This window comes from Dietzia papillomatosis NBRC 105045, from assembly GCF_001570845.1.
In the GTDB taxonomy this organism is placed as follows: domain Bacteria; phylum Actinomycetota; class Actinomycetes; order Mycobacteriales; family Mycobacteriaceae; genus Dietzia; species Dietzia cinnamea.
Genome location: NZ_BCSL01000014.1, coordinates 48,770 through 71,259, shown reverse-complemented (window position 1 = coordinate 71,259; position 22,490 = coordinate 48,770). Strand labels below are relative to the sequence as shown.

The 22,490-nt window shown below is 72.7% G+C and carries 22 protein-coding genes; 1 reads left to right on the top strand and 21 read right to left on the bottom strand.

Annotated elements, in window-relative coordinates; genetic code table 11:
• The first annotated feature begins 10 nt into the window (after positions 1 to 10).
• Positions 11 to 733, top strand: a complete 723-nt coding sequence (gene pgl, locus DPA01S_RS06980) for a 6-phosphogluconolactonase (protein ID WP_061914813.1) — start codon at positions 11 to 13, stop codon at positions 731 to 733.
• Between the two features lie 184 nt (positions 734 to 917).
• Here pgl and secG read toward each other — a convergent pair whose 3' ends face one another.
• The 21 genes from secG to rpoZ form a co-directional block, all read right to left on the bottom strand.
• Entirely contained in the window at positions 918 to 1,151 is a 234-nt protein-coding gene (gene secG / locus DPA01S_RS06975) for a preprotein translocase subunit SecG (protein WP_007628575.1), read from the bottom strand.
• A 129-nt stretch (positions 1,152 to 1,280) separates the two neighbouring features.
• A complete protein-coding gene (gene tpiA / locus DPA01S_RS06970) occupies positions 1,281 to 2,066 on the bottom strand; it encodes a triose-phosphate isomerase (protein ID WP_061228641.1) in 786 nt (261 codons plus the stop codon).
• A 31-nt stretch (positions 2,067 to 2,097) separates the two neighbouring features.
• Complete coding sequence (locus DPA01S_RS06965) at positions 2,098 to 3,315, bottom strand: phosphoglycerate kinase (protein WP_061228642.1); 1,218 nt, start codon at positions 3,313 to 3,315, stop codon at positions 2,098 to 2,100.
• Between the two features lie 156 nt (positions 3,316 to 3,471).
• The gene (gap, locus tag DPA01S_RS06960) at positions 3,472 to 4,488 is read right to left on the bottom strand and encodes a type I glyceraldehyde-3-phosphate dehydrogenase (RefSeq protein WP_061228643.1); all 1,017 of its coding nucleotides are present in this window, start codon (positions 4,486 to 4,488) and stop codon (positions 3,472 to 3,474) included.
• A gap of 122 nt (positions 4,489 to 4,610) precedes the next feature.
• Positions 4,611 to 5,594, bottom strand: a complete 984-nt coding sequence (gene whiA / locus DPA01S_RS06955; protein ID WP_061914805.1) for a DNA-binding protein WhiA — start codon at positions 5,592 to 5,594, stop codon at positions 4,611 to 4,613.
• Positions 5,595 to 5,619: 25 nt separating this feature from the next.
• A complete protein-coding gene (locus DPA01S_RS06950; protein ID WP_061914802.1) occupies positions 5,620 to 6,603 on the bottom strand; it encodes a gluconeogenesis factor YvcK family protein in 984 nt (327 codons plus the stop codon).
• 7 nt (positions 6,604 to 6,610) lie between these two features.
• Entirely contained in the window at positions 6,611 to 7,489 is an 879-nt protein-coding gene (gene rapZ / locus DPA01S_RS06945; RefSeq protein ID WP_061914799.1) for an RNase adapter RapZ, read from the bottom strand.
• A gap of 4 nt (positions 7,490 to 7,493) precedes the next feature.
• Entirely contained in the window at positions 7,494 to 9,581 is a 2,088-nt protein-coding gene (uvrC, locus tag DPA01S_RS06940; protein WP_061914796.1) for an excinuclease ABC subunit UvrC, read from the bottom strand.
• A gap of 6 nt (positions 9,582 to 9,587) precedes the next feature.
• Positions 9,588 to 10,061 carry a PH domain-containing protein gene (locus DPA01S_RS06935; protein WP_061228648.1) on the bottom strand — a complete coding sequence of 158 codons (474 nt, stop codon included), beginning with the start codon at positions 10,059 to 10,061 and terminating at the stop codon, positions 9,588 to 9,590.
• Positions 10,058 to 10,534, bottom strand: a complete 477-nt coding sequence (gene ribH, locus DPA01S_RS06930) for a 6,7-dimethyl-8-ribityllumazine synthase (RefSeq protein ID WP_061228649.1) — start codon at positions 10,532 to 10,534, stop codon at positions 10,058 to 10,060. Before ribH ends, DPA01S_RS06935 begins: the two co-directional genes overlap by 4 nt.
• The gene (locus DPA01S_RS06925; protein ID WP_061914793.1) at positions 10,531 to 11,808 is read right to left on the bottom strand and encodes a bifunctional 3,4-dihydroxy-2-butanone-4-phosphate synthase/GTP cyclohydrolase II; all 1,278 of its coding nucleotides are present in this window, start codon (positions 11,806 to 11,808) and stop codon (positions 10,531 to 10,533) included. Before DPA01S_RS06925 ends, ribH begins: the two co-directional genes overlap by 4 nt.
• A gap of 74 nt (positions 11,809 to 11,882) precedes the next feature.
• Positions 11,883 to 12,506 carry a riboflavin synthase gene (locus tag DPA01S_RS06920; RefSeq protein ID WP_061914790.1) on the bottom strand — a complete coding sequence of 208 codons (624 nt, stop codon included), beginning with the start codon at positions 12,504 to 12,506 and terminating at the stop codon, positions 11,883 to 11,885.
• Positions 12,506 to 13,636: a bifunctional diaminohydroxyphosphoribosylaminopyrimidine deaminase/5-amino-6-(5-phosphoribosylamino)uracil reductase RibD gene (gene ribD / locus DPA01S_RS06915; RefSeq protein ID WP_198150718.1), complete on the bottom strand. Its 1,131-nt coding sequence runs from the start codon at positions 13,634 to 13,636 to the stop codon at positions 12,506 to 12,508. Before ribD ends, DPA01S_RS06920 begins: the two co-directional genes overlap by 1 nt.
• Before the next feature lie 2 nt (positions 13,637 to 13,638).
• Complete coding sequence (gene rpe / locus DPA01S_RS06910) at positions 13,639 to 14,307, bottom strand: ribulose-phosphate 3-epimerase (protein ID WP_061914787.1); 669 nt, start codon at positions 14,305 to 14,307, stop codon at positions 13,639 to 13,641.
• A gap of 24 nt (positions 14,308 to 14,331) precedes the next feature.
• A complete protein-coding gene (locus DPA01S_RS06905; protein WP_082767689.1) occupies positions 14,332 to 15,672 on the bottom strand; it encodes an RsmB/NOP family class I SAM-dependent RNA methyltransferase in 1,341 nt (446 codons plus the stop codon).
• A 284-nt stretch (positions 15,673 to 15,956) separates the two neighbouring features.
• Complete coding sequence (gene fmt / locus DPA01S_RS06900; RefSeq protein ID WP_061228653.1) at positions 15,957 to 16,889, bottom strand: methionyl-tRNA formyltransferase; 933 nt, start codon at positions 16,887 to 16,889, stop codon at positions 15,957 to 15,959.
• Between the two features lie 3 nt (positions 16,890 to 16,892).
• Positions 16,893 to 17,447 carry a peptide deformylase gene (def, locus tag DPA01S_RS06895; protein WP_007631910.1) on the bottom strand — a complete coding sequence of 185 codons (555 nt, stop codon included), beginning with the start codon at positions 17,445 to 17,447 and terminating at the stop codon, positions 16,893 to 16,895.
• A 58-nt stretch (positions 17,448 to 17,505) separates the two neighbouring features.
• The gene (locus DPA01S_RS06890; RefSeq protein WP_007631912.1) at positions 17,506 to 19,551 is read right to left on the bottom strand and encodes a primosomal protein N'; all 2,046 of its coding nucleotides are present in this window, start codon (positions 19,549 to 19,551) and stop codon (positions 17,506 to 17,508) included.
• Between the two features lie 45 nt (positions 19,552 to 19,596).
• A complete protein-coding gene (metK, locus tag DPA01S_RS06885) occupies positions 19,597 to 20,826 on the bottom strand; it encodes a methionine adenosyltransferase (protein WP_043568210.1) in 1,230 nt (409 codons plus the stop codon).
• Positions 20,827 to 20,869: 43 nt separating this feature from the next.
• Positions 20,870 to 22,150 (bottom strand): bifunctional phosphopantothenoylcysteine decarboxylase/phosphopantothenate--cysteine ligase CoaBC, encoded by a 1,281-nt coding sequence (coaBC, locus tag DPA01S_RS06880; protein WP_174521538.1) that lies wholly within the window; start codon positions 22,148 to 22,150, stop codon positions 20,870 to 20,872.
• On the bottom strand, positions 22,147 to 22,431 hold the full coding sequence (gene rpoZ, locus DPA01S_RS06875; protein ID WP_061228655.1) for a DNA-directed RNA polymerase subunit omega: 285 nt from the start codon (positions 22,429 to 22,431) through the stop codon (positions 22,147 to 22,149). Before rpoZ ends, coaBC begins: the two co-directional genes overlap by 4 nt.
• Positions 22,432 to 22,490: the final 59 nt, after the last annotated feature.

Sequence of the window (22,490 nt, the reverse complement as noted above, 5' to 3'; positions counted from 1 at the left end):
AGGAGCGTCGATGTCAGTCACCCGTCATCTCGTCCATGAGGATGCGCAGTCCCTCGCGGAGGCCGCCGCCCTCGCCGCGGCCGGCCACCTCAACGAACGCGTCGCCGCGGCCGGCCGGGCGACGCTCTCCCTGACCGGTGGTTCGGTGGGCGTGAAGACGGCCGCCGCCCTCGCCGGAACCGAGGTCGACTGGAGCCGGGTCACGATCTTCCTCGGGGATGAGCGCTTCGTCCCGGCCGATCACCCCGACCGCAACGACGGACAGCTCGCCGAGGTCCTGCTCGATGCCGTCGGCGACCGGGCCACCATCCACCGCTGGCCGGCGCGCGGCGGCGAGTTCGACGACGTCGACGCCGCCGCGGAGGCGTTCCTCGCCGAGGTGGACCTACCCGGTGGCGACGAGCCGTTGTTCGACGTGACGCTCCTCGGGATGGGGCCGGAGGGGCACATCGACTCCCTCTTCCCGCACACCCCGGCGATCGCCGAGACCGACCGGCTGGCGGTGGGCGTCCGCGACTGTCCCAAGCCGCCGCCGGAGCGACTCACCTTCACGCTGCCGGCAGTACGCCGGTCGAGGCACGTCATCGTCGTGGCCACCGGAGAGGGGAAGGCCGAGGCGGTCGCGAAGGGGCTGGGTGGCGCCGATCCGGCGGACTGGCCGGTCGCCGGGGCCGTCGGCACCGAGTCCACGACCTACCACCTCGATGGGCCCGCCGCCTCGCTGGTGAGCTGACGCCGGCCCTGCGCCGCAGAGCCGGCCCGGCACTGCTCGTCGGCCCGGCGCCACGGAGTCGGCCCGGCGCCACAGAGCCGGCCCGGCGCCACGTCGGATCACCCGGTACGACGAAGCGGGGTGCGCGCCCTCCCTCATGGGAGAGCGCGCACCCCGCTTCTCGCGTGTGGGCCCCGAGCGGGGATCAGCCGAAGCGGACGAGCAGGCCGACGGCGATGATCGCGATCACCCAGAGGACCGCGACGACCACGGTGACCCGGTCGAGGTTGCGCTCGACGACGCTCGAGCCCGACAGGCTCGACTGGACACCGCCACCGAACAGCGAGGACAGGCCGCCGCCCTTGCCGCGGTGCAGCAGGATGAACAGCATCAGCAGCAGGCTGGTGATGATGAGGAAGATATCCAGGGCGAGCTTCATGTAGGGATCGTGCCTCACGTCAGGTCGGGCGGTCGGGTGCGACCGCTACAGACTACCCGGTCGGGCGTCCGCGGTTGATCCCGGCGTGCCGGGCCGGCGAGGGCCCGACCCGCCGGGGGCGGGAACGGATCAGGGCAGCGGGCCGCCGGCGGCGATCGCGCACAGCTGGGCGAACTCGTCGGGCTTGAGCGACGCCCCGCCCACCAGACCGCCGTCGACGTCGGACTGTTCGAGCAGCTCGCCGACGTTCGAGGCGTTGACGCTGCCGCCGTACAGCACGCGCATCGACTCGGCCGTCTCGGCGTCGGCGAGCTCGGCCAGCGCGGAGCGGATGGCCGCGCACACCTCCTGCGCGTCGGCGGCGGAGGCGGTCTTGCCGGTCCCGATCGCCCATACCGGCTCGTACGCGATGACCGTGGAGGCCAGCTGTGCGGTCGTCAGACCCTCCAGCGAACCCTTGAGCTGGTTCACGACGAAGTCCACGTGGTCACCGGCCTCGCGGACCTCGAGCTTCTCCCCCACGCAGACGATCGGGGTCAGGCCGTGACGGTGTCCGGCCGCGGCCTTGGCCGCCACGAGTTCGTCGGTCTCGGCGTGGTAGTCGCGGCGCTCGGAGTGGCCCACGACGACATAGGTGCAGCCGAGCTTCGCGAGCATGGAGGCCGAGATCTCGCCGGTGTAGGCGCCGGATTCGTGCACCGAGACGTCCTGGGCTCCGTAGGCGAAGCCCAGCTTGTCACCTTCGATGACGATCTGGACGCCTCGGATATTCGTGAACGGCGGGAGGAACGCGACGTCGACCTTCTCGAGGTACTTCTCCGGGAGGGAGAAGGCGACCTTTTGCACGAGTGCGATCGCCTCGAGGTGGTTGAGGTTCATCTTCCAGTTGCCGGCGATGAGCGGAGTGCGTGACATGTTCTCTCCTTGTAGTTCCTGGGTGTCCGGGTCAGTTGCCGCGCTCAAGGACGGTGACGCCGGGCAGTTCCTTACCCTCCAGGTACTCCAGCGAGGCGCCACCGCCGGTGGAGATGTGGGAGAAGTTCTCCTCGCCGAGCCCCAGGGTGCGCACGGCGGCCGCCGAGTCGCCGCCACCGACGACGGAAAACGCTCCGGCGGAGGTCGCGGTGATGATCGCCTCGGCGACGCCGCGGGTGCCCGCGGAGAAGGCCTCGAACTCGAACACGCCCATCGGCCCGTTCCAGAACACGGTCTTGGCCGAGGTGAGCTTCTCGGCGAAGGCGGCGACCGACTCGGGGCCGATGTCCAGGCCCATCGTGCCCTCGGGGATCGCGTCGGCGGGAACCGTGGTGTGGGGGGCGTCGGCGGCGAACCCGTCGGCGGCGACGACGTCCACGGGGAGCGTGATGACGTCGCCGTACCTGGCCAGCAGGTCCTTGCAGGTGTCGATCATCTCCTCCTGCAGCAGCGAGGAGCCCACACCGTGGCCCTGTGCGGCGAGGAAGGTGAAGCACATGCCGCCGCCGATGACGAGGGTGTCGACCTTCGGAGCCAGCGCCTCGATCACGGCGAGCTTGTCCGAGACCTTGGATCCACCGAGCACAACCGCGTAAGGACGCTTCGGGTCCCCGGTGAGGGCGGCGAGCACGTCGACCTCGCTCTGCACGAGGTCGCCGGCGTAGGCAGGCAGGAGCTTGGCGACGTCGTAGACGGAGGCCTGGGCGCGGTGGACAACGCCGAAGCCGTTGGAGACGAACGCGCCGTCCTCGCCCACCAGGCTCGCGAGTTCCGCGGCGAACGCGGCCCGCTCGGACTCGTCCTTGCTCGTCTCGCGGGGATCGAAGCGGACGTTCTCGACCAGCAGGACGTCGCCGTCGGTCAGGCCGTTGGCCCGCTCACGCGCGTCCGGCCCCACCACGTCACCGGCGAGCTGGACGTACCGCCCCAGCTCATCTCCCAGCTTCTCCGCCACGGGTGCGAGGGACAACTCGGGGTCGGCCTCGCCCTTGGGTCGGCCGAGATGGGCGGTGATCACGAGTGCCGCGCCCGCGTCGAGCAGCGCGTTGAGTGTGGGCAGCGAGGCGGTGATGCGACCGGCGTCGGTGATGGTCTTCCCGTCGAGCGGGACGTTGAGGTCGCAGCGGACGAGGATCTTGCGGCCCTCTACGCCGGCGTCGAGCAGGTCGGAGAGCGTGCTCACGGCCATGTGGTGGAACTCCTGTCGGAAGAACTGTGGGTGGGTCACCGGGTGGGTGGGCTGACCGTGCGGCGCCGGTCGATGTGCGCCGGGCCCGGCCGGGACGCTCGCGGCGTCCCCGGACCGGGCCCGGTGGTGGTACGGGGTCGTCAGGCCCGAAGGCTCTCAGAGCGACTTGCCGACCAGGCCGATGAGGTCGGCCAGGCGGTTGGAGTAGCCCCACTCGTTGTCGTACCAGGAGGCGATCTTGATCTGGCCGTCGATCGCCTTGGTCAGCGGCGCGTCGAAAATCGACGAGTGCGGATCGGTGACGATGTCAGAGGAGACGATCGGGTCCTCGGTGTACTTGAGGATGCCCTTCATCGGCCCCTCGGCGGCGGCCTTGACCGCGGCGTTGACCTCGTCGACCGAGGCCTTCTTCTCGAGCTCGACGGTGAGGTCGGTCAGGGAGCCGGTGGGCAGCGGGACGCGAACGGCGTAGCCGTCGAACTTGCCCTTGAGCTCGGGCAGCACGAGGGAGACGGCCTTGGCGGCACCGGTGGAGGTCGGGACCATGTTCAGCGCGGCGGCGCGGGCGCGACGCGGGTCCTTGTGGGGCGCGTCCTGCAGGTTCTGGTCCTGGGTGTACGCGTGGATCGTGGTCATGAGGCCCTTGACGATGCCGAACTCGTCGGACAGGACCTTGGCCACGGGCGCGAGGCAGTTGGTGGTGCAGGAGGCGTTCGAGATGATCGTCTGCGAGCCGTCGTACTTGTCGTCGTTGACACCCATCACGATGGTGATGTCCTCGTCCGACGCGGGGGCCGAGATGATGACCTTCTTGGCGCCGCCCTCGAGGTGGCCGCGGGCCTTCTCGGCCGAGGTGAAGATACCGGTGGACTCGACGACGACGTCGACGCCGTAGTCACCCCACGGAACGGAGGCGGGGCCCTCCTTGATGGCGAGCGCGCCGATCTTGGTCCCGCCGACCGTGATCGAGGTGTCGTCGTAGGTGACGTCCTTGCCGAGGCGACCGAGGATCGAGTCGTACTTGAGCAGGTGAGCGAGCATGTCGTTCGTGGTCAGGTCGTTGACGGCCACGATCTCGATGTCCGTCTTGCCCTCGGCCTTGAGAGCCTCCACCGCGCGGTAGAAGTTGCGGCCGATACGTCCGAATCCGTTGATGCCTACGCGCACGGTCACTTCGATGTCTCCTTATTGGTGGTGCGAGAACGCTGGACGTCACCAGGGCCGGGTGGGGCCCGGGGACGTGACCCAGACTACCCGCCGGTGCCCGGCCACGTGCAGGGTGTTCTGGGGGCCGATCAGGCGTCGTCGAGCATGTCCTCGGTGACCACGGACTCGGTGTCCGGGATCCCGAGCTCGGCGGCCTTGCGGTCCGCCATCGACAGCAGTCGCCGGATGCGTCCGGCGACCGCGTCCTTGGTCATGGGCGGGTCGGCGAGCTGTCCGAGTTCCTCCAACGAGGACTGGCGGTGTAGGACGCGGAGCTCGCCGGCCGCTAGAAGGTGGTCAGGGACGTCCTCGGCGAGGATTTCCAGCGCCCGCTGGACGCGGGCCGCGGCCGCGACGGCCGCGCGGGCGGACCGGCGGAGGTTGGCGTCGTCGAAGTTAGCCAACCGGTTGGCGGTGGCGCGGACCTCGCCACGCGAACGACGCTCCTCCCAGACGTCCCTGGTCGACGTGGCCCCGAGGCGGGCCAGTAGGACCCCGATCGCCTCCGCGTCGCGAATGACCACCCGGTCCCCTCCCCGCACTTCGCGGGCCTTGGCGGTGACGCCGAGTCGGCGCGCGGTACCCACGAGCGCCATCGCCGCCTCCGCTCCGGGGGCGGTCACCTCGAGGGCGGACGAGCGACCGGGCTTGGTGAGCGACCCGTGCGCGAGGAACGCCCCCCGCCACGCGGCCTCGGCCGCCGCGACGGACCCCCCGACCACGGCCGCGGGGAGCCCGCGGACGGCCCGACCGGCGTTGTCGATGAGCCCCAGCTGGCGGGCGAGGTCGGCGCCCCGGTCGATGACACGGAGGACGAACTTGCGGGCCGGCCGGCCTCCCGAGCCCCCGATCGGGTGGATCTCGCAGGTTACGGAGAAGAGGGCGTCGAGTTCGGCGGCGAGCCTATCGGCGATCTCGCCGGAGTCGACCTCCGCCTCGATGACGAGTCGGCCGGAGAGGACCTGGAGCGTTCCGGCGAACCTCAACAGCGCGGCGACCTCGGCCCTCCTGGTCTCGGTGTTCCCGACGGGGACCCTCACCAGTTCGGACTTGACCTGTGCGGTCAGCGACACGCCCTGCTCCTTCGTTCTCCGGTCGTCACCCCGCGCCCCCCGGCAGCGAGGCGGCGAGTGCCGTCGCCAGCGAGGCGGGGTCGTGGACAGCCCTCATGGTCCCATCCGGGCCGGTCTTCGCTATCTCCGCGGTCACCACGCGGGCGCCCAGCCCGGCCGCCGCGCGCTCGAGGTGCTCGCGTTCGGTGGCGCTGAGCGGCATCCGCGGGTCCACGAGCAGGACGTCGACATCGACCCGCGGCGCGTGCTGGCGCAGGACGTGCAGGTGCTGCTCGGCGGAGAAGCCCGCCGTCTCCCCCGGCTGCGGGGCGAGGTTGAGCACGAGGGCCTTGGTGGCGGCGGTCCGCGTGAGGGCCGCCGCGATCTCCGGCACGAGGACGTTGGGGATGACGCTGGTGAACCACGAGCCGGGGCCGAGCACGACGAGGTCGGCCTGCTCGATCGCCTCGACCACCCCGTCCGCGGCGGGCGGGGCGTCGGGGATCAGGCGCACTCGCCGGACGCTGCCCGGCGTGGTCGCCACGGCCACCTGCCCGATGATGGTGCGCACGACCCTCGGGTCGGCCTCGAGACCGACGACCTCGGCCGCGATGTCGAGGGCCACCGGGGACATGGGCAGGACCCGTCCCGTGACGCCGAGGATCGACCCGACCGCGTCGAGGGCCTCGATCGGGTCGCCGAGGAGTTCCCACAGTCCGGCGAAGACGAGGTTGCCGACGGCGTGGCCCGCCAGGGCCCCGGTACCGCCGTAGCGGTGCTGGAAGAGCCTCGTGAGGCGGGCGTGTTCGTCGTCCTCACCGGCGAGGGCGCACAGCGCCATGCGCAGGTCGCCGGGTGGGAGGATGCCGAGCTCGCGGCGCAGGCGGCCCGAGGAGCCCCCGTCGTCGGCGACGGTGACCACCGCGGTGACGTGGTCGGCGACGAGCCGACCGGCCTTCAGGGTCGCCGAGAGGCCGTGGCCGCCGCCGAGCGCGACGAGCGAGGGGATCCGCTTCGTGGGTTCCGTCATCGCCGGGTCACTCCCGTCCGAGGTCGCGGTGGCGGACGTGCACGTCGACCGCGTCCAGGCCGGTCAACCGGCCCGCGAGGGACTCGGAGATGGCCACGCTGCGGTGCTTGCCGCCGGTGCACCCCACGGCGATGGTCATGTACCGCTTGCCCTCGCGTCGGTAACCGGTCATCGCGAGCCGGATCATCGTCACGGCGGCGCGCAGATACTCCTCGATGGACTCGTCCGCCAGGACGTAGTCCTGCACGGGCTTGTCGCGCCCGGTGTGGGGCTGGAGTTCGGGGATCCAGTGCGGGTTGGGCAGGAAGCGCATGTCGAGGAGCATGTCGACGTCCACCGGGACGCCGTACTTGAAGCCGAAAGACTCGACGGTGAGGTGGAAGTCGAACCCGAGGTCACCGAACGGGGTCTCCAGTCGGTGGCGCAGGTCGTGGACGCTGAGCGCGGTCGTGTCCACGACGACGTCGGCCCGTCCGCGCAGGACCTCGAGGGTCCTGCGTTCCCTGGTTATGCCGTCGATGAGCCCGCCGCCGGACTGCAGGGGGTGCGAGCGGCGCACGTTGTTGAACCGGTTCACCAGCGCCTCGTCGGAGGCGTCCAGGAACAGGATGCGGGACCGCTGCCGGCCGGCGAACAGCTCGAGCAGCTCACCCAGGTGCTCGTCGAAGCCGAGGCTGCGCGTGTCGGCGACGATCGCGAGCCTGCGGGGTTCGTCGTCCGAGTCGTCGAAACGGCCGAGGAACTCCCCCACGAAGGGCAGCGGGAGGTTGTCCACGACGTACCACCCGAACTCCTCGAGGACCTTCGAGGCGGTCCCCTTGCCGGCTCCCGACATGCCGCTGATCAGGAGGAGCTCACGCCCCGGGTCGTCGCCGTCGTCGTCCATCGTGTCACCTCGCGTCGTTCGTCTCGCCCGGCCCGGGCCGCCCCGCCGAGTCTTCCACGTCGGTGCCGTCCGCGTCCCCGGGCTCGGAGTCGGCATCGGCCGACCCACCGTTTCCGAGCGTCGCGAGGATCGACGCCGCGACGCCGGGACCGATGCCGGGGACCGTGCACAGGTCCTCCACGGTGGCGGCGCGCAGCGCGGAGACGGTGGGGAACTTCTCGACCAGCGCCGCGCGGCGGGCGGGGCCGAGACCGGGGACGTCGTCGAGTACGGAGGCGGTCATCCGCTTGGAGCGCGCGCCCCGATGCGCGCGGATGGCGAACCGGTGGGCCTCGTCGCGCAGGCGCTGGAGCAGGAACAGGCCCTCGCCGTGACGCGGGAAGATCGCCGGGTACTCCTCGCCCGGCAGCCAGATCTCCTCGAGTCGCTTGGCGATGCCGATGACCGGGACGTCGGTGACGCCGAGCTCGGACAGCACCTCGGCGGCCGCCTCGACCTGCGGGCGCCCGCCGTCGACGACGAACAGCTGCGGCGGATAGGCGAACCGGCGGGCGGGCGGGGCCGCCTCCGGGTCGCCCGCCTCGTCGTCGACCGGTCCGTCCGTCTCGTCCGGGGTGAGCGCCGGGTCCTCGTGATGACGACGGAAGCGTCGGCGGGTGACCTCGGCGATGCTCGCCACGTCGTCCGAGTGACCGTCCCCCGCGGCGTCGCGGATGCGGTACAGGCGGTAGTCGCTCTTCCGGGGGATGCCGTCCTCGAACACCACGAGCGAGGCCATGACGTCCGTGCCCTGGGTGTGCGAGATGTCCACGCACTCGATGCGCAGGGGCGCGGAGTCCAGCTCGAGGGTCTCCTGGATCTCCTGCAGGGCGGCGGAGCGCGCGGTGAGGTCGCCGCTGCGACGCAGCTTGTGCTGGGTCAGGGCCTCGACGGCGTTGCGGTGGACCGTCTCGGCCAGGGCCCGCTTGTCCCCGCGCTGCGGCACCCGCAGGGAGACCCGGGAGCCGCGCAGGCCCGAGAGCCAGTCGGCGAGCTCCTCCGAGTCCTCGGGCAGGGCCGGCACCAGCACCTCGCGGGGCACGGCGGAGGCGATATCGCCGGACTCGGCGGCCTCGGCCAGGTCGGCCTCCCCGCCGTAGAACTGGGCGAGGTAGTCGGACACCACGCCGGGGATCGCGCGGGCCGCGTCGAACTCGCCGTCCTCGTCGATCCCGTGCGCGTGCTCGACCACCCAGCCGCGCTGGCCGCGGATACGTCCGCCGCGGACGTGGAAGACCTGGACCGACACCTGGAGCTCGTCGACCTCGACGCCCACGATGTCGGCGTCGGTTCCGTCGCCCAGGACCACGGCCTGCTTCTCCATGGCCCGGCGCATCGCCCCGAGGTCGTCACGCAGCCGCGCGGCGCGCTCGAAGTCCAGATCGGCGGAGGCCTCCATCATCTGCTTCTCGATGCGCCGCATGATGGCGTCGGTCCGCCCGGCGAGGAAGTCGATGAGTTCATTGACGATCAGCCGGTGCTCGTCCGGGGTGACCCGGCCGATGCACGGGGCCGCGCACTTGTCGATGTAGCCGAGCAGGCAGGGCCGCCCGAGCTGGGCCTGACGTTTGTACACGCCGGCCGAGCACGAGCGCACGGGGAACACCCGCTGCAGGGTGTCGAGGGTGTCGCGGATGGCCCACGCGTGGGAGTAGGGGCCGAAGTAGCGGGTGCCGGGCCGGCGGGGGCCGCGGTAGACGAACGCGCGCGGCACCTCCTCGCCGACGGTGACGGCGAGCATCGGGTAGGTCTTGTCGTCGCGGTAGCGGACGTTGAACCGCGGGTCGTACTTCTTGATCCACGTGTACTCGAGCTGCAGCGCCTCGACCTCGGTCGAGACGACGGTCCACTGCACGCCGGCGGCGGAGGTGACCATCTGCCGGGTGCGCGGGTGCAGCAGTGACAGATCGGCGAAGTACGAGCTGAGCCGACTGCGGAGGTTCTTGGCCTTGCCCACGTAGATGACGCGTCCGTGCTCGTCACGGAAGCGGTACACCCCCGGCTCGGTGGGTATCGAGCCGGGGGCCGGGCGGTAGGAACGCGGGTCGGCCACGGCGCGTCAGCGGTCGGCGACGGTCTCGGGGTCGGCGGCCGAGGGCTTGTGGGCGCGGATGACGTCGCGCAGTCGCGACATGGCCTCGACGCCGTCCCGGCCGTCGAAGGACTGGATCGCCCAGATCCCCGCGTGTTCATAGGCCGGCAGTTCCAGCCGGGGCCAGTAGCTCGAGCGGGGGAAGGTCACGCCCACGATGTCCTCCCAGCTCCACCCCCGGGTCCGGAGGGGGCCGCGCAGTTCGACGCCCTGCTCGCCGGCGCGGACGCGGATGCGCAGGAGGGTGAGCAGGACGCCGGCGAAGATGAGGCCGGTGACGACGAAGGCCAGCTGGTCGGCGACGCCGATCGTCACGCCGGTGTCCCCGCGGACGAGGATGACGGCCCACACGACGTGGATGATGACGATGAGCACCGCCAGCGCGATCACGGTGGTGCGCATCCGGCGCGGGGTGTGCTCGAACTCCCAGGTGCCGTTCATCGGATGGTCCTCAGTTCGCGCAGGGCGATGGCGGCGCCGAGCGCGGCGGCCACCGCCTCCCCGCCCTTGTCCTCCGCTGCGCCCTCGTGGCCGTCGCGGTCGCGGGCCTGGTCCTCGTCCTCGGTGGTGAGGACGCCGTGGGCGACGGGCGTGGCCTCGTCGAGGGCGATCCGGGTGAGGCCGTCGGTCACCGAGCGGCAGACGTAGTCGAAGTGGGGCGTGGCGCCCCGGATGACGACGCCGAGCGCGACCACGGCGTCGTGGGTGCGCGCGAGCTCCTGCGCCACGACGGGCAGTTCCACGGCCCCGGTGACGCGGGCGAGGGTGACGGCCGCTCTGGAGGCCTCGGCGACGGCCAGTGCCCGGTCCACGAGCTGGGTGCAGATCTCCTGGTGCCATGTCGAGGCCACCACGCCGAGCCGCAGCCCGCGGGCGTCGGGGACGACCGGTTCAGGCCTTCCGCTGCCGCTCATCGCTGATCCTCTCCGTTCACGTCGGCGCCCGCCGGGCCGGCCGGCCCGGCCGGCCCTTCGTCGAGCCCCTCGAGCAGGTGGCCCATACGGTCCCGTTTCGTGCGCAGGTACCTCAGGTTCTCGGGGGTCACCGCGGTGGGCATGGGCACCCTGGCCACCACCTCCACCCCACCGGCGCGCAGGGCGTCGGCCTTGGCGGGGTTGTTGGTCATGAGCCGGACCCGGGTGACCCCGAGGTCGCGCAGCATCTGCGCGGCGAGACTGAAGTCACGGGCGTCGGCGGGCAGGCCCAGGTCGAGGTTGGCGTCGACGGTGTCGCGGCCCGAGTCCTGGAGCTGGTAGGCGCGGAGCTTCTGGACGAGGCCGATCCCCCGGCCCTCGTGGCCCCGCATGTAGAGGACGATCCCGCGTCCCTCCTCGCATACGGCGGCGACCGCGGCGTCGAGCTGCGGGCCGCAGTCGCACCGCAGGGAGTGGAAGACGTCACCGGTGAGGCACTCGGAGTGGATCCGGACCGAGACCGGCTCGTCGCCGGAGACGTCGCCGGCGACCATGGCCACGTGCTCGACGCCCTGGAGGGTGTCGCGGTAGCCGTGGGCGGTGAGGGTGCCGGCGGGGGTGGGCACGCGGGCCGCGGCCTCGTGGACCACCTGCACCTCGTGTGCACGCCGCCAGGCCTGCAGTGCCTCGATGGTCACCATCGCCAGGCCGTGCTCGTCGGCGAACCGCCGCAGCTCGGGGGTGCGGGCCATGGTCGTGGGATCGTCCTCGGAGACGATCTCGCAGATCACGCCGGCGGGACGCAGGCCGGCCAGTCGGGCGAGGTCGACCGCGGCCTCGGTGTGACCGGGCCGCGTGAGGACGCCGCCGGGCCGGGCGCGCAGGGGCACCACGTGGCCGGGGCGGGTGAAGTCCCCGGGCACGGTGTCGTCGGCGGCGAGCAGCCGCGCGGTGCGGGCGCGGTCGGCGGCGGAGATACCGGTGGACACGCCGGTGCGGGCGTCCACGGTCACGGTGTAGGCGGTGTCGTGGCGGTCCTCGTTGATGGCCCGCATCGGCGGCAGGTCCAGGCGGAGGCAGTCCTCGGGCTCGAGTGCGACGCACACGTACCCGGAGGAATACCGGACGAGGAAGCCCATGAGTTCGGGGGTGGCGAGCTCGGCGGCGAAGATCAGGTCGCCCTCGTTCTCGCGGTCCTCGCTGTCCACCACCACCACGGCCCGTCCCGCCGCGATGTCGGCGATGGCTCGCTCGATGCCGTCGAAGGTGGTCACTGGTGCGGGGTCTCCTCGTGTCTGACGAGCCCGGGCGGCGGCCGCGGGTCCGGGCTCAAGTATGGCGCATCCGATCAGCGGGACCCGCCACCGCGTCCGTCCAGCAGCCGCTCGACGTACTTCGCCAGCACGTCCACCTCGAGGTTGACCGCGTCCCCGTGGGCCAGGCCACCGAGGATCGTGGCCTCGAGGGTGGTGGGGATGAGCGACACCTCGAACCAGGCGTCGGCCTCGCCGGGCGCGCTCACCGCCGAGACGGTGAGCGAGGTGCCGGAGACGGTGATGGAGCCCTTCTCCACGACGTAGCGGGCGAGGTCGCCGGGCAGGGAGATCCGTAGGACGTGCCAGTGCTCGTGCTCGACGCGACTGACGACGCGGCCGGTGCCGTCGACGTGCCCCTGGACGATGTGGCCGCCGAAGCGGGCGTCGGCGCGCATGGCGCGCTCCAGGTTGACGGGGTCACCGGGCGCGAGGGCGGCGAGCGCGGTGCGGTCGAGCGTCTCGGCCATGACGTCCACGTCGAAGTGGGCACCGGGCTCCCACTCGGTGACGGTGAGGCAGACCCCGTTGACGGCGATCGAGTCGCCGTGGCCCGCGTCGGAGGTGACCAGCGGGCCGCGGATCCGCAGCCGCGCGGAGTCTCCCCGCCGGTCGATCGATTCGAGGGTGCCGAGCTCCTCAACGATTCCGGTGAACATCAGCGGGGTCCTCTCGTCGGTGGGGTGGCGGGCGCCTGCGTGTCGGGCGCCGCGGGCGTGGGTCGGGTGGTCGGCGCCGTCATGCGCAGGTGGACGTCGGCGCCGAGGACGGTGATCTCGCGGACGGTGAAGCCGTGCGCGTCGGCGAGCGTGGCGACGCCGGCCCCCTCGACGGCCGACCGTCCGCCGCCGAGGACGAGCGGGGCGATGTAGGCGTCGACCTGGTCGACGAGCCCGGCGGCCAGGAACGCCCCGGCCAGGCGCGGGCCGCCCTCGACGAGGACGTGACACACGTCCCCGAGCATCGCGAGCGCCTCGGCGGGGTCCCGGGTGGCGAGGTGCCGGAACCGGCCGTCGTCCCCGCGGACGGCCGCGTCGGCGGGCACGGCGGACAGGCCCATCACCGCCCGGAGGGGCTGGCGTGGGGCGGGGCGTCCGTCGTCTAGGCGGGCGGTCAGAGCGGGGTCGTCGGCGGTGAGGGTCCCGGTGCCGACGACGAGGGCGTCGATCTCCTGCCGCCTCGCGTGTGCGTGGTGTCGCGAGACGGGCCCGGTGATCCACCTGCTCGACCCGTCTGCCGCGGCCACCCTGCCGTCCAGGCTGGCCGCGTACTTCCAGGTGACGAACGGTCGGCCGTGGGCCTGCCGGTGGAGCCACGCCCGGAGCGGGCCGTCCCCGGCGGCGCGGACCTCGTCGTCGTCGCCCCTGGACACGTCGACCCCCGCCCGCCGCAAGGTGTCGGCACCGCCGGCCGCCACGGGGTTCGGGTCGGACACGGCGTACACCACGCGCGCGACGCCCGCGGCCAGGGCCCGCGCGGTGCAGGGGCCCGTGCGGCCGTGGTGATCGCACGGCTCCAACGTCACGACGAGCGTGCCACTCCGCGCCCGGTCGCCGGCCTCGTCCAGGGCGACCACCTCGGCGTGCCGGCCGCCCGGCGCCTCGGTGGCGCCGCGACCGACGACCGCACCGGCGGCGTCGAGCACCACCGCGCCGACCGGCGGGTTGGGCGTGCTCACCCCGAGCGCCGCCCGCGAGAGAGCGATCGCCTCGGCGAGGGCGGCCCGCTCCCGGCGGCGCGCCGGTGTCGTCGTGGAGGCGACCGCCTCGGGGCCGGTCGCGTCGGGCACGGTCACGCCCGCGCGGCGAGCGCGCGGTCGCGCAGGTCCCCGATCATCACGTCGGGGTCCGGGGCGCCGTAGACGGCCGAGCCGGCCACGAACACGTCACAGCCGGCGGCCGCGCACTCCCCGATCGTGTCGGCGTCGATCCCACCGTCGATCTGGATGCGGACGTCCAGACCGCGGCGGTCGATCTCGGCACGCAGGGCGCGGACCTTGTCGAGCGACTCGGGCATGAACTTCTGACCGCCGAAGCCCGGCTCGACGCTCATCACGAGGACCAGGTCCACGTGGTCGAGCACCTCGAAGCACATCTCGGCGGGCGTGCCCGGCTTGATCGAGATCCCGGCACGGCTGCCCTTGACGTGCAGCAGGTCCGCCACCGCCACCGGGTCGTCGGCCGCCTCGAGGTGGAAGGTCACGTTCGCGGCGCCCGCGTCGACGTAGTCCCCGACCCAGCGCAGCGGGTTCTCGATCATGAGGTGGCAGTCCATGGGCTTGTCGGTCACCCGGCCGACCGCAGCGGCGACCGGCGCGCCGAACGACAGGTTGGGCACGAAGTGGCCGTCCATGACGTCCACGTGGATCCAGTCGGCGGACGGGATCCGCTCGATCTCGCGGTCGAGTCGGGCGAAGTCGGCGGACAGGATCGACGGCGCGATGAGCGGCTGGTACGACATGCCGCCCAGTCTAGGCGGGCCGCGTCAGCGGGTCCGCCGCAGCGCCGCCATGAACATCGCGTCGGTGCCGTGCCGGTGCGGCCACAGCTGCACCCACGGCCCCGCCCCCGACCCGTCGGGCGGGCCGCCGACCGCGCCGCCGATGTCCGCGAGGATCTCTCGCACGTCGAGCGTCTCCACGTCGTCCCGACGCGCGGCCTCGCGGACCACCGACACGGTCTCCGACAGATGCGGCGAGCACGTCGCGTACAGCACCACACCCCCCGGTCGGACCAGTCGCATCGCCGAGTCCAGCAGCTCGCGCTGCAGAGAGACCAGCGCGGGGATGTCCGCGGCCGTCTTGCGCCACCGCGCCTCGGGGCGCCGCCGCAACGCGCCCAGGCCCGAGCACGGCGCGTCGAGGAGGACGCGGTCGAAGCCGGGTTCGAGGCCGGGATCGCGGCCGTCGGCCGTGTGCACCGTCACCGGAAGGTCCCGGGTGGCCTCACGGACCAGGTCGGCGCGATGCGGCGACACCTCGACGCCGGTGAGGGTCCCGCCCTCGATCTCCGCGAGCGCGCCCAACATGACCGCCTTGCCGCCGGGGCCGGCGGCGAGATCGAGCCAGCGTCCGCCGTCCGGGCCGTCCAGCGGCGCGCGGGCGGCGGCCAGCGCGACCAGCTGGCTGCCCTCGTCCTGGACCGCGGCCAGCCCCTCCCGCACGGCGTCGAGCGTGCCCGGGTCCCCCGAGTCGAGGTGCACCGCGTACGGCGACAGCTCGCCCTCGCGGCCCCCCGTGACCAACGCGAGCTCCTCGGCGGAGATCGCGCCCGGCCGGGCGGCCAGGTGGACCCTGGGCCGCGCGTCGTCCGCGGCGAGCAGCTCGGGCAGCTCCCCGGCGGCCGCACCGAGCGAGTCGGCGAACGCCCGGGCGATCCACTCCGGGTGGGCGGTGCCGATGGCCATTCTCGCCACCGGGTCGGTCACGCCGTCGCGTAGCGCCTCGACCCACGCGTCCGCGTCGCGCGCCGAGATCTTGCGCAGGACGGCGTTGACGAACGCACCGGCGCGGCCGAGCCCCGCGGTGCGGGCCGCCTCCACGCTGGTGTCGACGGCCGCGTGCGCGCCGATGCGCGTGAACAGCAGCTGGTAGGCGCCCAGGCGGATCAGATCGAGCACCGGCGGGTCGATCTCCTCGACGGGGCGCGACGAGGCGAGGGTGATGATGCGGTCGAGGAGCCCCTGCGCGCGGAGCGTGCCGTAGGTCAGCTCGGTCGCCAGGGCGGCGTCGCGGGTGTCGAGCTTCGCCCGGCGCAGCTCGGCCGGCAGCGTGAGGTTGGCGTAGGCCGCGCGCTCGCGGACCGCCGCCATGACCGTCAGGGCCACGGACCTCGCGTCGGGCCGTCGCTGCGCTCGCTGCTGGTCGCCCGACCGCTGCCGGCCACCTTGCTGCTGCCGGTCACCAGACCGCTGCCGGGCTCCCGAACGCGGTCCCCCTGACCGTTGCTGGCCGCCCGACCGTGGGCGACCTGCGCCCGTGTCCCGGGGGCGACCTCCGCCGTCTCCGCGCTTCGGAGCGTCACCGCGGCGCCCGCTGCCGCCGCTTCCGGCGCCACGGCCCCGTTCGCTGCCGCCGTTTCCGGCGCCGCGACCCCGTCCGCCGTCGGCGCTCACTCGAAGGCCGCCTCGGCGTCGAGGCGCGCACCGCGGACCCAGTTGAGTGCGTCCATCATCCTCTTGCCCGGGGGTTGGATGGTCTCGAGCACCATGGGAGCGGAGGCCGTGCCCACGTGCACGGCCTTCTTGTCCCACGCGATACGGCCGGGCTCGAGGTCGGGGGCGGTCTCCTCGGCCGGGCGGGCCGAGCCGATCTTCACCCGCTCGCCGCCGAGTGTCGTCCACGCACCGGGCGCCGGGGTGACCGACCGGATGTGTCGATCGACCGCCAGGGCGGGGTCGGACCACCGCACCCGCGCGTCGTCGACGGTGAGCTTCCCCGCGTGGGAGACGCCATCGGTCGGTTGCGGTACCGGGCGCAACTCCCCCGCCTCGAGGCCGTCGAGCGTCGCGACCAGCAGACCGGCCCCGGACTCGGACAGTCGCCCGAGCAGGTCGCCGGCGGTGTCGCGTGGCCGGATCGTCTCGGTCATCGTTCCCAGCACGGGGCCGGTGTCCATCCCCTCGTCGAGCCGGAACGTCGTGGCGCCGGTGACCTCGTCACCGGCCGCGATGGCGGCGTTGACGGGGGCGGCCCCCCGCCACGCGGGCAGGAGGGAGAAGTGCAGGTTGATCCAACCGTGCGCCGGGATGTCCAGAACGGGCCGTGGGACGAGGTGTCCGTAGGCGACCACGGGGACGGCGTCGGGCGCCAGTTCACGCAGCCGCTCGGCGAACCCGGAATCGCGGGCGTTGGGCGGGGTGAGGACCTCGATTCCCGCCGCGTCGGCGGCGGCCGCGACGGGACTGCGGGACAGCCCGCGGCCACGTCCGGTGCGCGCGTCGGGTCGGGAGACCACGGCCACCACCTCGTGGCGGTCGCTGTCGAGGAGAGCCCGCAGGGACGGGACGGCGACGTCGGGGGTGCCGGCGAAGACGAGGCGCATCGGTCACCTCACCGCCATGGCGTCGGAGAGCTGGTCGTAGACGACCCCGGCGCTGACGGCGGCGCTGCCGAACCACGCTGACGAGCGGATCTCGGCCATCGCGGCGCGGCGACGTTCCGGGGTGAGCCGCTGGAGGAACAGCACCCCGTCGAGGTGGTCGATCTCATGCTGGACAGCGCGGGCGAGGATGCCCTCCGCCTCGAAGCTGACCGGGTCACCCTTCATGTCGAACCCGCGTGCGCGGACCCGGGCGAACCGCTCCGTGGGCATCGACACCCCCGGGATGGACAGACAGCCCTCGTTGACCTCGGTGGTCTCGTTCCCGATGGCTTCCCATTCCGGGTTGACCAGGTGGCCCCGACGTCCTCCACAGGTGTAGACGAACACGCGGGTGGACAGGCCGATCTGCGGGGCCGCGAGACCGGCGCCCTCCTCGTGCGCGACCGTGTCCATGAGGTCCGTCACCGTCCGCGCCAGCCGGTCGTCGAAGGAGGTGACGGGATCAGCGGCGGTCCTCAGGACGGGATCGCCGAAGAGCCGGACGGGGTGGACGGGCATGCGTATCGGGTCTCCTCGGGGCGACGGTGATGAACAGCCATTCTAGGCGCTGCGTCAGTCATCCGATGTTCACGGGATCCAGGCGGACGCGCAGCGGATGGGTGGATCGTCTGCCCGCCCGCCGGACGATGAGGGCGCGCAGCTCCGCGGCGACGTCGTTCAGCATCGCCGGGGGGACCCGCAGGAGGACCCGCTCGGGATCCTCCACCTCGTCATGGCCGGGCAGCTCCTCGCCAGGGGGGAGGTCCACCGGGCCGAGCACCTCGACGCTGTCGGCGAACCGGAAGTCCTCGAGGAACTCCGCCAGCGCCGCCGCGGGGCCGTCGACCGCCATCATGTGGACCGCCGGGGGGAACCCGACCTCGGCGCGGTCGGCGAGCTCGCGCTCCGCCCAGCCCTGTGGGTCCCACCGGACCAACGCCTGGGCGACCGCGGACCCGGAGTCCGCCGACAGGAACACCCTGCCACCCTCGTCGGCCGGGCGGACGAGCCCGGCGGCGCCGATCCACAGCCGGAGCGCGTTCTGCACAGCCCTCAGGTCGGGCCGGCCGAGCAGCGCCCACGAGTCCAACAGCAGCGCGGCGCCGTAACCGCCGTCGGCGACGGGCTCCGCGCCGGGGGTGGACACGATGATCGCGGGACTCGCGGGCACGGAGTCGAGGATCTCCCCTCCCCCGCTCGTGCGGATCCGCACCCCGGGGAACATCCGGCCCAACTCCTCGGCGGTGCGCCCCGCGCCCACGACCCCGGCGCGCAACGCACGCGATCCGCAGGCCACGCACCGGAACCCCGGCTCGGGCGCCCCGCACCACCCGCACGCCAGCTCGACCGGCCCGTAGACCTCGTCCATGCGGCCGGCGCGCAGGGGGCCGTTGCAGCGACGACACCGGGCGGGCGTCCGGCAGGAACCGCACAGCAGAGTGGGGATGTACCCCTTCCGGGGAACCTGGACCAGGACCGGCGCGTCGACGTCGATCGACTCGCGGGCCATCGTCAACGCGACGGCCGGCAGGCGCGTGCGGCCGCCCGCGACGTCGCGTGCCTGGAGCGGGTCGGCGTCCGTCACGGCCACCACGCGCGGGGCCAGCTCGCGGACCAGGCCGGCGCGGGGCCGGATCTCGTGTGCCCAGCCGGTCCTCACGTACTCCGCGACTTCCGGCGTCCGGTCCACCGACGTCAGCAGGAGCGGGGTGCCCTCCAGCGCGGAACGCTGGGCGGCGACATCACGCGTGTGCGGATACGGAGCGCGGGGTTCGACGAAGGAGTCGTCACCGTCGTCGTGCAGCACGATGAGGCCCGGTTCGGGGAGCGGGGCGAAGACGGAGCTGCGTGTGCCCACGACGATCCGTGCATGCCCGCGGACCGCGCGCAGCCAGCGTCGGTACCTGGCGGAGGGGCCCACTCCCGCGGACAGGTCGGCGACGAGGTCCCGGCCGGCCGCTCCGCCCCCGACCACCTCGCGGCACGCCCCGGCGAGGCGGTCGACGTCACGTTGGTCCGGGACGATGAGCAGCACCTGCAGACCCCGTCGTCGGACGGAGTCGGCGAGTGCGGCCAACGACCGCGCCCAGTCCCGGCCGGGCGGCACCGTCCACACCCCCCGGGCCGGCACACCGCCGGTGACCGCCTCGAGGAACCTGGCGACCATCGGGTGGTCCTCCCAGCCCGCCGGTAGTTCGACCGGGCCGATCGACACCCCCTCGGGCGCGCCGGGCTCGGGCACGGACTTCTCCGCCGCCGCGTGCCGGGGCGGGATGGCCAGTCGGAGCACGTCGGACCGCGTGCCCACCCACCGGCGCGCGACGAGGTCCACCAGGCGCAACAGCGCCGGGGTGAGGACGGGTTCCGGGGAGACCACGCGTTCGAGCCAGGCGAGCTCGCCCTGGTGGTCGGTGTGGGCCGCGCGTTCGACGAGGAAACCGTCGACAAGTCGGCCGGCGAAACGCACCCGCACGCGTACGCCGGGGCGAGCCTCGGCCGACATCGACTCGGGCACCCGGTAGTCGAACTCGCGGTCGAGGTGGGGTACCCCGAGCAACGGCAGAACCCGGGCCACGGGGCGCTCGGCCGCCGCGACCCGGGTCGCCGGGCGCGTTGTCGTCACGTCGGAAATCCTCGCACCCCGCTACGACACCCAGGTGCGACGGCTCTACAGTCCGGCGGCCGTCCTGAGGTCCTCGACGCGGTCGGTGCGCTCCCAGGGCAGGTCGACGTCGGTGCGTCCGAAGTGGCCGTAGGCCGCGGTGGGGGCGTAGATGGGCCGCTTGAGGTCCAGGTCGCGGATGATGGCGCCCGGGCGCAGGTCGAACACCTCGGTCACGGCCTGCTGCAGACGGTCGATCTCGACCTTCTCGGTGCCGAAGGCCTCGACGAACAGGCCGACGGGGGCGGCCTTGCCGATGGCGTAGGCGACCTGGACCTCGACGCGCTCGGCCAGCCCGGCGGCGACGATGTTCTTGGCGACCCAGCGCATTGCGTACGCGGCGGAGCGGTCGACCTTGGACGGGTCCTTGCCCGAGAAGGCGCCGCCGCCGTGACGGGCCATGCCGCCATAGGTGTCGACGATGATCTTGCGTCCGGTCAGACCGGCGTCGCCCATCGGGCCACCGAGCACGAACCGGCCCGTGGGGTTGACCAACAGGCGGAAGTCGGAGGTGTCGATGTCACCGGCCGCATCGGCCAGGACCGGGTCGATCACGTGGGCGGTGAGGTCGTCACGCAGCGTGGTCTCGAGGTCGATGCCGTCGGCGTGCTGGGTGGAGATGACGATGGTGTCCAGACGCACCGCGCGGTCGCCGTCGTACTCGATGGTGACCTGGGTCTTGCCGTCCGGGCGCAGGTAGTCCAGGGTGCCGTCTTTGCGCACCTCGGTCAGCCGCCGGGACAGGCGGTGCGCCAGCGCGATCGGCAGCGGCATGAGCTCGGGGGTGTCCGAGCAGGCGTAGCCGAACATCAGGCCCTGGTCGCCGGCGCCCTGGCGGGCGATGGCGTCCTCGACCGACTCGGTGGAGGTGCGTGCCTCGTGGGAGGTGTCGACTCCCTGGGCGATCTCCGGGGACTGCTGGCCGATAGAGATGGACACGCCGCAGGAGACCCCGTCGAAGCCCTTGTCGGAGGAGTCGTAGCCGATCTCGACGATCTTGTCGCGGATGAGCTGCGGGATCTCCACGTAACCAGTGGTCTTGACCTCGCCGGCCACGTGGACCTGGCCGGTGGTGACCATTGTCTCCACGGCCACGCGGGCCGCCGGGTCCTGTTCCAGCATCGCGTCCAGGATCGAATCTGAGATGGCGTCACAGATCTTGTCCGGATGCCCCTCGGTCACGGACTCGCTGGTGAACAGCCGACGTGCCTGCGTCACAGTGCTTCTCTCTTCCATGGTGGGATCGCGTGTGATCGGTGCCGATCGCGTGAGAACGACACTAGTCGGTGCGGTCTGTGTCACTCCGGCGGGTCCGGCGGAGGCTGACCGCTGCGACCGCGTCGAGCAGCCGGTCGGCCAGGAGGTCCTTGCTCGCCCGGTCCAGCGTGGTCTCGGCGCCGTCGACGTCGAGGATCCAGCCCCCGTTGTCGTCCCGGCCGAAGGTGGTGTCCCGCCCGACCTCGTTGACGACGAGGAGGTCGCATCCCTTCCTCGCGAGCTTCGCCCGGCCGTGCTCGAGGACCGATCCGGAGGAGTCGCCGGTCTCGGCCGCGAAACCGACCAGGACGCAGCTGGCGGGGACGTCGCCGGCGGAGCGGGCCGCGACGAGGTCGGCCAGGATGTCCGGGTTGCGCTGCAGCCTGATCTCGGCCGGCTCGGAATCGCTGCCCTTCTTGAGTTTGGACTCGGAGACGTCCGCCGGCCGGAAGTCGGCGACGGCCGCGGCCTTGACGACGACATCGGCGTGGGCGGCGGCGCGCAGGGTCTCCTCCCGCAACTGCAGTGCGGACTCGATGTGCACGGCCTCGACGGCCGCGGGCACCGGGAGGTCCGAGGACGTCACCAACGTGACCCGGGCGCCACGGGCCGCGGCCACCGCGGCGATCGCGTGTCCCTGCTTGCCGGAGCTCCGGTTGCCGAGGAACCGGACCGGGTCGATCTCCTCGCGGGTACCGCCGGAGGTCACCACGACGCGCCGACCCGCCAGATCCCACGGCAGGGTCCCGCCGTCGAGGAAAAGCCAGGCCAGCCGGGCGATGTCCGACGGCTCGGGTAGGCGCCCGGCGCCGGTGTCGGCGCCGGTGAGGCGTCCGGAGGCCGGTGGCATGACGTGCACCCCGTCCCCGCGGAGGGTGTCGACGTTCCGCCGGGTGGCGGGGTGCTCCCACATCTCGGTGTGCATGGCCGGGGCGAGCAGGACCGGGCAGCGTGCGGTGAGCAGCGTGGAGGTGAGGAGGTCGTCCGCCCGGCCGCTCGCCGCGCGGGCGAGCAGGTCGGCGGTGGCGGGGGCGACGACGACGAGGTCCGCCCGCTGCCCGAGGGCGACGTGGCGGACGGACGGCACGTCCGAGAACACCCCGGTCGACACCGGATTTCCGGACAAAGCCTCGAAGGTGGCGGACCCGACGAAGCGCAGGGCCGCCTCGGTGGGGACGACGTCGACGTGGCATCCGGACTCGGTGAGGAGCCGGATCAGGCCGCAGGCCTTGTACGCGGCGATCCCGCCGCCCACGCCGACGACGACACGCTTGCCGCGCATGTCGTCCCCGGTGGGGCTCACTCTCCCTCGGCGCAGTCGAGCAGATCGGAGTGCAGCTCGCGCAGCGCGATGGTCAGCGGCTTCTCGTGCAGCCCCGGGTCGACCAGCGGACCGACGTACTCGAGGATGCCCTCCTCGATCTGGTTGTAGTACGAGTTGATCTGCCGCGCGCGCTTGGCGGCGAAGATTACGAGCGCGTACTTGGAGGACGCCCGCTCGAGCAGCTCGTCGATCGGGGGGTTGGTGATACCGATCGGGGTGTCGTACAGCGGGGTGGCCGCTGCGGCTTCGGTGGTGGCCACTATGGGATCTCCTCTGGGTACTGCGGGCGGTGTCTCGTGACACCCGGGTGACGCTGGGA

Bases quoted from the DNA above. Each gene is read 5' to 3' on its own strand.
- ribH (WP_061228649.1), bottom strand. From the start codon at position 10,534: ATGAGCGGCAGCGGAAGGCCTGAACCGGTCGTCCCCGACGCCCGCGGG.
- rpe (WP_061914787.1), bottom strand. From the start codon at position 14,307: ATGTCGTACCAGCCGCTCATCGCGCCGTCGATCCTGTCCGCCGACTTC.
- DPA01S_RS06935 (WP_061228648.1), bottom strand. From the start codon at position 10,061: ATGAACGGCACCTGGGAGTTCGAGCACACCCCGCGCCGGATGCGCACC.
- DPA01S_RS06950 (WP_061914802.1), bottom strand. From the start codon at position 6,603: ATGACGGAACCCACGAAGCGGATCCCCTCGCTCGTCGCGCTCGGCGGC.
- metK (WP_043568210.1), bottom strand. From the start codon at position 20,826: ATGGAAGAGAGAAGCACTGTGACGCAGGCACGTCGGCTGTTCACCAGC.
- secG (WP_007628575.1), bottom strand. From the start codon at position 1,151: ATGAAGCTCGCCCTGGATATCTTCCTCATCATCACCAGCCTGCTGCTG.
- fmt (WP_061228653.1), bottom strand. From the start codon at position 16,889: ATGCGCCTCGTCTTCGCCGGCACCCCCGACGTCGCCGTCCCGTCCCTG.
- pgl (WP_061914813.1), top strand. From the start codon at position 11: ATGTCAGTCACCCGTCATCTCGTCCATGAGGATGCGCAGTCCCTCGCG.
- tpiA (WP_061228641.1), bottom strand. From the start codon at position 2,066: ATGTCACGCACTCCGCTCATCGCCGGCAACTGGAAGATGAACCTCAAC.
- DPA01S_RS06920 (WP_061914790.1), bottom strand. From the start codon at position 12,506: ATGTTCACCGGAATCGTTGAGGAGCTCGGCACCCTCGAATCGATCGAC.
- def (WP_007631910.1), bottom strand. From the start codon at position 17,447: ATGCCCGTCCACCCCGTCCGGCTCTTCGGCGATCCCGTCCTGAGGACC.
- DPA01S_RS06965 (WP_061228642.1), bottom strand. From the start codon at position 3,315: ATGGCCGTGAGCACGCTCTCCGACCTGCTCGACGCCGGCGTAGAGGGC.
- rapZ (WP_061914799.1), bottom strand. From the start codon at position 7,489: ATGGACGACGACGGCGACGACCCGGGGCGTGAGCTCCTCCTGATCAGC.